The sequence below is a fragment of the Sediminibacterium goheungense genome (assembly GCF_004361915.1).
Classification (GTDB): Bacteria; Bacteroidota; Bacteroidia; order Chitinophagales; family Chitinophagaceae; genus Sediminibacterium; species Sediminibacterium goheungense.
Map to the genome: position 1 here is coordinate 389,044 of NZ_SNWP01000011.1, position 12,119 is coordinate 401,162.

15 protein-coding genes are annotated in these 12,119 nt (G+C 41.0%); 3 read left to right on the top strand and 12 right to left on the bottom strand.

Features of this window, described 5'->3' with window-relative positions; translation table 11 throughout:
* Positions 1-124: 124 nt before the first annotated feature.
* From BC659_RS09295 to paaA, 9 genes are all read right to left on the bottom strand, one after another.
* Positions 125-532, bottom strand: coding sequence for a hypothetical protein (locus tag BC659_RS09295; RefSeq protein ID WP_133474464.1), 408 nt, complete (start codon positions 530-532; stop codon positions 125-127).
* A gap of 258 nt (positions 533-790) precedes the next feature.
* Positions 791-1,801, bottom strand: a complete 1,011-nt coding sequence (obgE, locus tag BC659_RS09300; RefSeq protein ID WP_133474466.1) for a GTPase ObgE — start codon at positions 1,799-1,801, stop codon at positions 791-793.
* 51 nt (positions 1,802-1,852) lie between these two features.
* On the bottom strand, positions 1,853-2,461 hold the full coding sequence (locus BC659_RS09305) for an acyltransferase (RefSeq protein ID WP_133474468.1): 609 nt from the start codon (positions 2,459-2,461) through the stop codon (positions 1,853-1,855).
* Positions 2,458-2,868 (bottom strand): hydroxyphenylacetyl-CoA thioesterase PaaI, encoded by a 411-nt coding sequence (gene paaI / locus BC659_RS09310; RefSeq protein ID WP_133474470.1) that lies wholly within the window; start codon positions 2,866-2,868, stop codon positions 2,458-2,460. The genes BC659_RS09305 and paaI overlap by 4 nt, the downstream gene beginning before the upstream one ends.
* Before the next feature lie 6 nt (positions 2,869-2,874).
* Positions 2,875-3,651: an enoyl-CoA hydratase-related protein gene (locus tag BC659_RS09315; RefSeq protein ID WP_133474472.1), complete on the bottom strand. Its 777-nt coding sequence runs from the start codon at positions 3,649-3,651 to the stop codon at positions 2,875-2,877.
* A gap of 65 nt (positions 3,652-3,716) precedes the next feature.
* Positions 3,717-4,244: a 1,2-phenylacetyl-CoA epoxidase subunit PaaD gene (gene paaD, locus BC659_RS09320; RefSeq protein ID WP_211340762.1), complete on the bottom strand. Its 528-nt coding sequence runs from the start codon at positions 4,242-4,244 to the stop codon at positions 3,717-3,719.
* Positions 4,245-4,251: 7 nt separating this feature from the next.
* Positions 4,252-5,004 (bottom strand): 1,2-phenylacetyl-CoA epoxidase subunit PaaC, encoded by a 753-nt coding sequence (gene paaC, locus BC659_RS09325; protein WP_133474474.1) that lies wholly within the window; start codon positions 5,002-5,004, stop codon positions 4,252-4,254.
* A gap of 15 nt (positions 5,005-5,019) precedes the next feature.
* Positions 5,020-5,388: a 1,2-phenylacetyl-CoA epoxidase subunit PaaB gene (gene paaB, locus BC659_RS09330; protein WP_133474476.1), complete on the bottom strand. Its 369-nt coding sequence runs from the start codon at positions 5,386-5,388 to the stop codon at positions 5,020-5,022.
* Positions 5,389-5,482: 94 nt separating this feature from the next.
* Positions 5,483-6,427 (bottom strand): 1,2-phenylacetyl-CoA epoxidase subunit PaaA, encoded by a 945-nt coding sequence (gene paaA, locus BC659_RS09335; protein WP_133474478.1) that lies wholly within the window; start codon positions 6,425-6,427, stop codon positions 5,483-5,485.
* 154 nt (positions 6,428-6,581) lie between these two features.
* Here paaA and BC659_RS09340 point away from each other — a divergent pair, with 154 nt between their 5' ends.
* Positions 6,582-7,250 carry a GDSL-type esterase/lipase family protein gene (locus BC659_RS09340; protein ID WP_133474480.1) on the top strand — a complete coding sequence of 223 codons (669 nt, stop codon included), beginning with the start codon at positions 6,582-6,584 and terminating at the stop codon, positions 7,248-7,250.
* Positions 7,251-7,302: 52 nt separating this feature from the next.
* Here BC659_RS09340 and paaE read toward each other — a convergent pair whose 3' ends face one another.
* Positions 7,303-8,382 carry a 1,2-phenylacetyl-CoA epoxidase subunit PaaE gene (gene paaE / locus BC659_RS09345; RefSeq protein ID WP_133474481.1) on the bottom strand — a complete coding sequence of 360 codons (1,080 nt, stop codon included), beginning with the start codon at positions 8,380-8,382 and terminating at the stop codon, positions 7,303-7,305.
* 12 nt (positions 8,383-8,394) lie between these two features.
* Positions 8,395-8,985, bottom strand: coding sequence for a TetR/AcrR family transcriptional regulator (locus BC659_RS09350; RefSeq protein ID WP_133474483.1), 591 nt, complete (start codon positions 8,983-8,985; stop codon positions 8,395-8,397).
* A gap of 177 nt (positions 8,986-9,162) precedes the next feature.
* Here BC659_RS09350 and BC659_RS09355 point away from each other — a divergent pair, with 177 nt between their 5' ends.
* Positions 9,163-10,086 carry a PfkB family carbohydrate kinase gene (locus BC659_RS09355; RefSeq protein WP_133474485.1) on the top strand — a complete coding sequence of 308 codons (924 nt, stop codon included), beginning with the start codon at positions 9,163-9,165 and terminating at the stop codon, positions 10,084-10,086.
* Positions 10,087-10,396: 310 nt separating this feature from the next.
* Positions 10,397-11,386: an aspartate-semialdehyde dehydrogenase gene (locus tag BC659_RS09360; RefSeq protein ID WP_133474487.1), complete on the top strand. Its 990-nt coding sequence runs from the start codon at positions 10,397-10,399 to the stop codon at positions 11,384-11,386.
* A gap of 59 nt (positions 11,387-11,445) precedes the next feature.
* On the opposite strand, the gene BC659_RS09365 is transcribed toward BC659_RS09360, so the two are convergent.
* Entirely contained in the window at positions 11,446-12,117 is a 672-nt protein-coding gene (locus BC659_RS09365; RefSeq protein ID WP_133474489.1) for a DUF2461 domain-containing protein, read from the bottom strand.
* Between the last annotated feature and the right edge of the window lie 2 nt (positions 12,118-12,119).

Here is a 12,119-nt window from a genome sequence, read left to right on the forward strand (position 1 = left end):
AGGTTTTCGTATCGCAATGAATATTTCGTAAAGCAAAAACGTAGCAATTCAATCAAGCAAGGATCGTATAGAGGTCAGATACCTATCTAAGAGCATTTGCTCTTAGATAGGTATCGAAGTAGTATTATTGCTGGCAACCAGCTTTTCTGGCTTCAGTTTCGCTGAGGAACAGGTTGATGTCCTGATCAAAACTTTGTTTACCAGTCTGGATGCGGAAAGTTAATTTTTCGGCATCTTCTTTAGACAGTACAAATCTTTTTGTGAAATCTTTTTGCGCATAGCTTTCTTTAAAGAACAGATCACCTTTCGCATCCAATACCAGCAGCGTAAATTTTTCACCACTTGGGTTATTGAATTTGATGTTGAAGGAAGCCTGATCTTTTGAAGAACCAGCGTATTTAAATTCTGCAGACGCTTTTGCAGCTACAGCTTCACCGGAATTATTAGCGTTGGCCTGAATAAATGTACCGGCGGTTAAAATGCCACTCAGGATGATTCCTTTTACGATGGCTTGTACAGATTGCTTTTTCATGTTGTTTCTTTTAAACTTTTAAATAAAATGATGCCCTTCTCCTGTGCGCAGAAGAATTTCCGTAGTGCAAGTAAAAGTTTCGTAAAAGCGAGCCGGCAGAAGCGAAGAAGTATGGATTTATAAAAAATCCGGTATGTACGTTCAAAATTTGTTTCGTACATCCTTTATACCTGCAAGATATAAAAGGTAACCCTCCCAAAAAATGAATTTTGGGTGAACGGTGTTAACATATAAATAAATTGGATATCTTAACGTGTGTTAGTTTCCGGCTACGGGCTTATTCAATGTCTCCCATAACAGGTCTTTTAAAGCCGTTAATCCGGTCTGGGTTACAGACGAAATAAAAAGGTGCGGAATGCCTTTGGGAAGCTCCTTACTGATGGCTTCTTTCAGTTCATCATCCAGCATATCACTTTTACTGATGGCAATGATGAAATCTTTTTGCAGCATCTCAGGATTATATTGCTCCAGCTCATTTCTAAGAATCTCAAACTCTTTTCTATGATCTGCACTATCGGCCGGAATCAGGAACAATAAAACTGCATTTCGTTCAATATGTCTCAGAAAACGATGACCCAGGCCTTTCCCTTCTGCTGCACCTTCAATAATACCGGGTAAATCGGCAATACAGAATGATTTTGAATCCCGATAGGCAACCATACCCAACTGAGGCGTCAGGGTAGTGAATGCATAATTGGCAATTTTGGGCTTAGCGGCAGTAATCACTGATAGCAAAGTCGACTTTCCTGCATTTGGAAAACCTACCAGACCCACATCGGCCAATACTTTTAATTCAATATTTTTCCAACCCTCCACGCCGGGTTCGCCAGGTTGGGCATGTTCAGGCACCTGATTGGTAGGGGTTGCAAAATTGCTGTTACCCAAACCACCACGACCACCTTTCATCCATATAATTTCCTGACCGTCTTCCAGTATTTCGGCTTCTATCTTACCGGTTTCTTCGTCACGGGCAACGGTACCAAGAGGTACTTCGAGTACAATATCTTTTCCATCGTGACCGGTACAGTTATTCTTGCTGCCACCTTCTCCGTTCTCTGCCAGTACATTTTTAAAATAACGCAGGTGTAATAAGGTCCACATCTGCGAATTGCCGCGCAGAATAATATGTCCGCCACGACCACCATCACCACCATCAGGGCCACCTTTGGCAGTTAGCTTATTACGCATAAAATGCTTGGCGCCGGCACCACCATGTCCACTACGGCAGAAGATGCGGATATAATCAATGAAGTTATTTTTCTCAGACACGGTTCAATCAAAACTTTGGTGGAATACAAAAGTACGAAAATATAAGCGGTATCAGGATTTACGGGTTGTGTTCCAGGTTTTATAAAGCGTCTGACTGTTTTCTTCCGTTGATGAAGTTGTGTCAGGCAAAATGCGTAATGGTTCACACGCTTTCCAGTAAGTATGCATTTCGGTCGGTAATTGCTGGTAGAGTTCGGTACCCTTTGTTTTCCAGCTGATCATTTCATCACTTACCTCTTTTATTTTTTTTGCAGGATTCCCTACAATCAGGCTTCTTGGTTCAAATATTTCATCTGCCTTAATCATACTCAAGGCTCCAACAATACACTCATCGCCCAGTACAACATTGTCCATAATAACACTGTTCATACCTACCAAACAGTTTCTGCCGATGGTGGCACCGTGTATAATGGCACCATGACCAATATGAGCTGCTTCATGTAAACGTACCGTTATACCCGGAAACATATGAATGGTACAGTTTTCCTGCACATTGCATCCATTTTCAATAATAATCTGTCCCCAGTCGCCACGAATCGCAGCTCCTGGGCCAACATACACATGTTTACCAATAATCACATTACCCGTAACTACCGCCTGTGGGTGTATAAAAGCAGTTTCATGTATAACGGGAATATGTTCTTTGAACTGATAGATCATAGCAGGGTTTTGCCGGTTCTGAAGCAGGTACCTTTAAAGTGGGCTACCTGCTCATGATCCTGATTACTGATTGCGATATGGTATAAACCTGTACTTCTGCCATTATGAATTTCTTTGGCTTCGGCAGTTAATACATTTCCCACCTGTATGGCTTTGGTGAAATTAATGGAAGTGTCGAGTGCTACAGAAAGGTTATTTCGGTTATTACACGCAAATGCAAAGGCACTGTCTGCCAGCGAAAAGGCAATACCACCATGTACAATTCCAAAACCGTTTACCATTTCGGGGCGAACAGTCATCTGAATCCGGCTATAGCCTTCCTGAATCTCAAGCACTTCGATGCCCAGCCATTGCGAAAACCGGTCATGTTCCATCATATGCGCTACTACCTGTTGGGGACTGTTCATACTATTTTATTTGCCTTTGAATAAGGGATTTCTCTTTTCCAAAAATGCCTCTACGCCTTCTTTAAAATCTTCTGTAGCAGCTGCTTTCTGCTGGTAATCATCTTCAAGTGACAGCTGTTCTTCCAGATCATTAGTAATGGAATGATTTAGCGCATGTTTAATGTAGGCCAATGCTTTGGTCGGCATTTGAGCGATGGTTGCTGCTATTTTTTTTGCGGATGCCATAAAGTCTTCGTCTTCATAAACCTTATAAATCATACTCAGTCGTTCTGCTTCTTCAGCGGTTATTTTATCACCCAGCATCATCAATGCACTTGCTTTTTGAAAACCAATCAGTCGTGGTAAAATAAAAGTGCCACCGCTATCCGGTATCAATCCTATTTTAGAAAAAGCCTGGATGAAAGAGGATGATTTTGTTGCTACAACAATGTCACAAGCCAATGCAATATTGGCTCCTGCACCTGCAGCCACACCATTTACGGCAGCAATCACAGGTTTGGGCATATTACGCAATCTGGTAATAATGGGATTATAGTGTTCACTCAGGATGCGTTGCATGCCCGGGCCATTAGGATCAACGACTTCTGCCAGATCCTGTCCGGCACAAAAACCTTTTCCGGCTCCCGTGATATATACAGCTCTCACTTCATGAAGAGAAGCACATTCGTCTAATTTCGATTGAAGTAATAAAGCCATTTCCCTGTTAAACGAATTCAATTTATCCGGGCGGTTTAGTGTGAGATAGGCAATGCCTTCTTCTATATGAAAAACTATACTAGACATGGTTATGGGTTTATTCAAATTTACAACCTTCTCGGTGGTAAAGCCGGGATTTATTGAAGGGAAGATCAATGACATTTAAAATAATCGAAAGGCTCTTTGCAATCCTCACATTTATACAATGCCTTACAGGCGGTACTTCCAAATTGTGAAACCATTGTTGTGTTCCAGGAATTGCACTGCGGACATTGAATAGCTTCTTCAGCCTGAAAAGCATCTGGTGTACACACTGCCTGCTTATATTGTGGAGGTGCAATACCATAAGCTTTCAGTTTGTCTTTTCCTTCTGCACTCATCCATTCGGTTGTCCAGGCTGGCGATAGTACTTGCTTTATTTCAATAGTCGTAAAGCCTGCTTCCAGTAAAACCATTCGTATCTGCATGCTGATTACATCCATGGCCGGACAGCCACTATAAGTGGGGGTGATGGAAATGATGGGTTTATAACCAGTTGCTCCGGACTGCTCAATTTGTACATCTCTGATAATGCCCAGATCTATAACTGATAATACAGGAACTTCCGGATCGTTTACCGTTTCCAGCAACGACCAGATTTTGTGCTTTACTTCTTTGATATGGTCAGTTAAGATTGTCATCAGTTTATTACCATTCAGCGCCAGGATAAGCCCTCTGCAGAAACTGCATTTCGGCAAGTATATAACCAAGGTATTCTGTATGAATACCTGTTTTGCCGCCTTGTTGTATAAAGCTTTTGGCAGGAATACTTATGGTAGCTTCTGCAAATACTTCCTGCACTTTATGTAGCCATAGTGGTTGTATGGCCAATACATCAACACCTGTTTTATTTGTATTGAGTTCCTGCTCATAGGCAGCAGGTACAAACATTTCACCCGTGAAGTTCCATATTTCATCAACTGCTTTCAAAAGTCTTTGATGACTTTCTTCTGTACCATCACCCAGTCGAATAACCCATTCACTGCTCCATCTTACATGATAGGTTACTTCTTTTAACGACTTTGCAGCAATCGCTGCCAGCTGCTCGTCGGTTGAATACTGCAGTTGCTGATACAAATAATATTGATAGCTACTAACTAAAAACTGGCGCAAAGTGGTTTGTGCCCAATCACCATTAGGTATTTCAGTGATCAGTAGGTTTTTAAAATCCTGTACATCTCTCAGGTAGGCAAGTGTATCTTCTGTTGCACCATTGCCACTGAGACTGGCAGCATACTGATAAAAATTTCTGGCCTGACCTATAAAGTCAAGGGCAATATTTGAAATGGCAATATCCTGTTCAAGAACAGGTCCATGTCCACACCATTCGCTGTTGCGATGACCCATAACCAATGCAGTATCTGCAAGGTGTAGCGTATAATTAATCAACGATGTATTCATGCTCTTCACTGGGTCTTAAATATGTGTTAACTCGTCTGGTAAATCGTAAAAAGTAGGGTGGCGGTATGCTTTATCATTAGCAGGGTCATACAAGGCATCTGCATCATCGGGGTTGCTGGCATGTATATGTTTACTTTCTACTACCCATATACTAATGCCTTCCATTCTTCTGGTATATACATCACGGGCATTTTCGATGGCCATCTGCGCATCAACCGCATGCAGGCTTCCAACATGTTTGTGATCCAACCCTTGTTTACTGCGTATAAAGACTTCCCACAATGGCCATTCATGCTGTGTTTTGCCAGAAGTGGAAATGTCAGCTGCACCATTTTTGCCTTCGCCGTAATCACCGTAATAATATTTGTTGATGTATTGTTTCATGATAAGTTCCGGATTTCAAACTAAAATTTATCTCAAATACACTTTTTAGAAATAGCTTTTAAAAGTAAAACCTATTCCATTCACCATTCACTATTCACGCTCTTTTTTGCGCCAGACGTTCAGCACGTTTTCTGGCATGTGCACTGGCAGCTTCTCTTACCCATGCACCATCTTCCCATGCTTTTTTTCGTGCATCCAGTCTTTGCTTATTACACGGACCATTACCCGCTATCACCTGCCAAAACTCATCCCAGTTGATGGGACCAAAATCATAATGCCCGGTGGTTTCGTTCCACTTTAAGTCAGGATCGGGAATGGTGAGATTAAGTATTTTAATCTGTTCTGCACAGATGTCTACAAATTTCTGCCTAAGTTCATCATTGGTAAATCGTTTAATTTTCCATTTCATACTTTGAATGGTGTTCGGACTTTCATCGTCTTTCGGACCAAACATCATAATACTTGGCCACCACCAGCGGTTGATGGCATCCTGTGCCATACGACGTTGCGCTTCTGTACCGCGGCTAAGTGTAAGTAATATTTCAAAACCCTGACGCTGATGAAAACTTTCCTCTTTACATACACGTACCATAGCTCTTGCATAAGGTCCGTAACTGGTTCTGCAAAGAGGTACCTGATTCATAATCGCAGCACCATCCACCAACCAGCCAATGGCACCCATATCGGCCCAGCTTAGTGTTGGGTAGTTAAAAATGGAAGAATATTTTGCTTTGCCACTGTGCAGCTGTTCATACATTTCATCGCGGCTGATACCCAGGGTTTCCGCAGCTGAATACAGGTATAGGCCATGACCTGCTTCATCCTGTACCTTCGCCAGTAAAATGGCTTTTCTTCTCAGGTTGGGAGCACGGGTAATCCAATTACCTTCCGGTAACATACCAATGATTTCACTGTGTGCATGCTGACTGATCTGACGAATCAGTGTCTGCCTGTATTTCTCAGGCATCCAATCTTTAGGTTCAATACGGATCTCTTTATCAATCCTCTCCTGAAACATTTGTTCCATATCTTTTTCCATACCCAGAATTTGAATTGTAAAAATACAAAAAGAAATGATTTCGCTAACAAATGTTAGTATTCTTTATTTATAATTTTAAATGTTTTGTTAGTTTTTGTGGATGTTTTTTGCGTAACGCGCTTATATCTTATGAACAGGTCTTTATCTTTCGGTCATGAAAAAGGTGTTACTCTTACCATTATTGGTCATTATTACAGCAGCTGGTTTTTCACAGGCTGCCCCTCCTTTCCGAAAAGAAATAGATGCATTTTTAAAAACAGATAGCTTATCTAAGCCTGCTTCAAGGCAACTATTATTTGTGGGCAGCTCATCTTTTACTTTCTGGAAAGACATCAAAGATTATTTTCCGGCATACCCGATTATGAACCGTGGTTTCGGTGGTTCTACTTTATTAGATTTGATCAGGTATGCCGATGAGGTTATCATTCCTTATAAGCCCAAACAAATCATAATTTACTGCGGTGAAAATGATATAGCAGATGCATGGGATAAAAACAGAATAACACCCGACACGGTTCTGTTACGCTTTAAAACTTTATTCACTACCATACGTAAAAAACTGGGAAAAGTTCCTGTTGTCTTTGTGTCCATAAAACCCAGTCCCAGCAGGTGGAAGATGGAAAATGACTTTGTCAAAGCAAATCAACTGATCAAAGCTTATTTACGAACCCAGCGAAAAACAAAGTATGTAAATGTGCATGATGCCATGTTATTATCTGATGGCAATGTAAATCCGGAACTCTTTATCAAAGACAACCTGCATATGAATGCAAAAGGATATGCTATCTGGCAGAAGATCATTGGGCCTGTATTGCTGAAGTAAAAGGGAAACACTTCTATTCCTTGCACAGGATTTAAGTCGGGTGCAAGGAATATTATTTGATATCAAAATCTACCACTACTTTTTCAGAGCGCGGGTGCGACTGGCAGGTGAGAATAAAACCCTGTTCAATTTCTTCGGGCTCCAGACCATAATTCACTTCCATATCAACTGCTCCTTCTATGAGTTTGGCCCTGCAGGTACAGCATACACCTCCTTTACAGGCATAAGGCAAATCAGCACCCTGCTTCAATGCTGCATCCAGAATGGCGACACCGTTTCTGGCAAGATCAAAATCGAAACTGATGCCATCGAGTTTTACTGTAATCCTGCTTTGGGATTGTTCATCATTTTCGATTGCTTGTACCGACCTGTTTTTTTGTTCTTGTCCGGGTGTAGTAAATAGTTCAAAATGTATTTTCTTCTGATCGATACCTTTTTCTTCCAATACACCCTTCACAGCAAAAATCATTTCTTCCGGACCACATAAAAAGAATTCATCAGCAATAGAGAGGTCAATGGTTTTTTCAAACAGCGAATAACACTTATCGTTATCTATCCTGCCTGCATTTAATACAGTATCAGTAGTCTCTCTTGATAAAATATGTATTAACCTGAACCGGTCCATAAATTTATTCTTCAGTGCTTCGAGTGCTTCCCTGAAAATAATTGAATGACGGTTGCGATTACCATATACCAATGTAAAACTGCTATGTGGTTCGGTTAATAAAGTTGTTTTGATGATGGATAATAAGGGTGTAATACCACTGCCGGCAGCAAAGCCCACATAGTTTTTTTTCTGATGGCTATTAAGCGGGCTGAAAAATTTACCCATGGGTGGCATTACATCTAACCGATCTCCTGCTTTCAATTGCTCATTGGCATAAGTTGAAAAAAGTCCATTTGGTACTTTCTTTACAGCTACGCGTAGCTCATGATCCAATGGGCTGCTGCAGATGGAATAGGAGCGACGCACTTCTTCGCCATGAAGTGTGGTGCGAACAGTAATATATTGTCCTTGTATAAAACGAAACTGCTCCTGTAATGCCTGTGGTATTTCAAATGCTATTGAAACGCAATCCTCTGTTTCTTTTCTTACTTCTTTAACCTGTAGTTGCTCAAAATGTATTGACATACCATTATTTCCTTATTGTGTTAAACCACCTACTAAAATGGTCACCATATTTTCCTCGAGTTCAGCAGCGCTTATTTTTTGTGTGGATCTATGCCAGCTTTCAATACCACTAATGGCATGTAACATAATCAGTACGGCAGTTGGGGCATCAATTTTTTTAACTTCATGATTACGTATACCGGATTCAATGATAGCGGCAAAGCGCTTGCGATAAATACGGCGCTGGTTCTGGAAATTAGACAGATAGGGATCAGCCAGGTGTTTCCACTCACGATCGCTTACATATACTTCTTCGTAATGATGAATCATTTCATTGATATGAAAGCGGAGTAATTTCTCGATTTTTTCAATCGCAGGAATTTTTTCTGCTTCTACTTCATCAATTTTCTGAAGAAAGCGATTGGCCACACTGAAGCATAGTTCATGCAGCAATTCTGTTTTCGATTTAATATGATTGTACAGGCTGGCAGCTTCTACGCCTACGGCTTCTGCCAGGTCACGCATACTGGCCGCTTTAAAACCCTTTTCCCTGAAAAGGGAGGCAGCTTTGGTAACAATCACATCTTTCCGTGAAATGTTTTTATCAGTCTTGATTCTAGCCATGCTACGAAGATAAATCGCTAACGCGTGTTAGCCAAAAAATGATTTTATATATTATTTTTTGTTAGTTTTTGGTCCTGCATGTTCCCAAACGCTTCAACACAGGTAAATAAGTTCCTTTAAACTAGCATTTGCCCTTTAAATACGCTAGTTTCGCACCCCGATAACAAAAAATAATTTATGTCTTTAGTCGTTGTCGGTTCTATGGCTTTTGATGCCATTGAAACACCGTTTGGAAAAAGTGATAAAATCATTGGCGGTGCTGGTACCTATATTGCCTGGTGCGCTTCAAATTTTACACCCGTAAAGCAAATCTCAGTAGTGGGTGGCGATTTCCCGCAGGAAGAACTGGATCAGTTAACAGCCCGTGGTGTTGACCTGGCCGGTGTGCAGATCAAAAAAGAAGAAAAGACTTTCTTCTGGAGTGGTCGTTATCATATGGATATGAATTCGCGTGATACACTGGAAACGCAGTTAAACGTATTGGAGAATTTTGAACCTGTTGTTCCTGAAAGCTTTCAGGACTGTGAGTTCCTGATGTTGGGCAATCTGGTGCCAGCCGTTCAACGCAGTGTAATTGAGCAATTAAAGACGCGTCCCAAACTCATTGTAATGGATACCATGAATTTCTGGATGGAAATCATGATGGATGAGTTGAAAAAAACATTGGGCATGGTTGACCTGCTGATGGTAAACGATAGTGAAGCGCGCCAGTTAAGTGGCGAATATTCACTCGTGAAAGCAGCAGCAGCCATTATGAAAATGGGACCTAAATACCTGATTATTAAAAAAGGGGAACATGGTGCATTACTTTTCCATGAGAATAAAGTGTTTTTTGCACCGGCTTTGCCATTGGAAGAAGTATTCGACCCAACCGGTGCTGGCGACACGTTTGCCGGAGGATTTATCGGACATATTGCCCGCACGAAAGATATTTCTTTCGAAAACATGAAAACGGCCATCATTGTAGGTAGCGCCATGGCATCTTATTGCGTAGAGAAATTCGGAACACAGCGGTTAAGAGAAATCAGCAAGGAAGATATAGCCAACCGGATTGATGAGTTTGTACAACTGGTGAACTTTGATATTGATCTGGTGGGATAGCAGATGGCTGATGGCTTATAGCTTATAGTAAGGTCTCTACCATACGCTATCTACCATTAACCATAAGCCACAACTAACGGTTGTCAGTAAAAATCTTTTGGCTGCAAAATAAAACGCGTCTATTTTCGCAACGTAATGATGATAATGAAACATACAAAACGTACCAAGAAACCTCTCTGACCGGGAAGTGCCTGAACGTTTGTGTATGATCAAGAATATACTCAGAGGCCTTCCCGAAACGGAGGGCCTTTTTGTTAGTAACAACAACCATAACTGAATAAAACATCAAAAAACAAAACAAACGAAAACCATGAAAGTAGCAGTTGTAGGTGCCACGGGTCTGGTAGGTACCAAAATGTTGGAAGTGCTCGCAGAGCGTAATTTTCCTATTACGGAACTTGTTCCGGTAGCTTCAGAAAGATCAGTAGGTAAGGAAGTAAGCTTTAAAGGAAAACAGTACAAGATCGTGAGCATGGCAGATGGTATTGCAGCCAAACCTGCTGTTGCTATTTTCTCTGCAGGTGGTAGTACCTCACTCGAATGGGCCCCAAAATTTGCGGAAGCTGGTATTCGCGTTATCGATAATTCTTCGGCCTGGAGAATGGATCCCACAAAAAAACTGGTGGTTCCTGAAGTAAATGCAGAAGTACTTACCCAAGATGATTTTATTATCGCCAACCCGAATTGTTCTACCATTCAAATGGTAGTGGCACTACAGCCTTTGCACAAACGTTACGGTATTAAAAGAGTGGTCGTAAGCACTTATCAAAGTGTAACAGGTACCGGAAAAAAAGCGGTAGATCAATTGTTTAATGAAAGAAAAGGTGTGGAAGGGGAGATGGCTTATAAGTACCAGATCGATCTGAACGTGATTCCTCAGATAGATGTGTTCCTGGATAATGGCTACACCAAAGAAGAAATGAAGATGGTGAATGAGACCAAAAAAATTATGCAGGATGATAGTATTCGTGTAACAGCTACTACAGTGCGTATTCCTGTAATAGGCGGACATAGTGAAAGCGTAAACATTGAATTTGCAAACGACTTTGATCTCACAGAAGTAAGAAATATTTTAGCGGCAGCACCAGGTGTCATTGTACAGGATGATATTGCCAACCAGCAATACCCAATGCCATTATGGGCCCATGAAAAAGATGAAGTGTTTGTAGGCCGTTTGCGTAGAGATGAAACACAAGATAACACATTGAATATGTGGATTGTGAGCGATAATCTGCGTAAAGGTGCCGCCACCAATGCTGTGCAGATAGCTGAATATTTATCAGCGAAGGGATTGTTGTAGTTTTTTAGCCACAGATTCACGGAGTAATGAATGAAATCTGTGAATCTGTGGCTTTATTTTTATTCTTCTATTGCCCTGTTCAAGAATAGGATCAATGGTTGCAAAGTTTCAAATGCAGCTACAATATCTTTAGCCAATGTGTTGGATGTAAGTTGTGCGTCGGTAAAAGTTGTAGTGGCAACCCAACTTTTTAGTTTAATGTATTCAATGGCCGGATTGTCCTTTTCATACCCCTTTGGTTCCCGGCTTAATACCATTCCCTCTTCCCGTTGGAGGGTTGTATATACTGAAACGAATTTTTTGTTTTGGATTATCTTGCTAAACTCATTCCAGTTATAATCAATTTCCTGTCTCACTTTCTTAATTACATCTGCTTCAGGCATCCATAATCCACCGGCGGCAAAGCTTTTTCCACCTGGTTCCAGATGGAAATAATATCCTGAGAAAAGTGATTTTTTACCATCCCTGCTCAGGTACATACCCATATTGGTTTTATAGGGGTCTTTATTCTTGCTGAAGCGAACATCCCGGTTAATCCGGAAAACACATTCTTTTGCAGTAAGTGGTGCAATGAAGGGATCTTTTTTGCCCAATCCCTTAATGACTTCATTCACCAGTGTGGCATAATCGGCTTTAGCTGCCTCAAAGGCTTTTCTATTGGAATCAAACCATGTTTTATGGTTATTCTTTTTAAGATCTCGTAAAAATTTAAGCGTGCTGTTTTGTAACATAG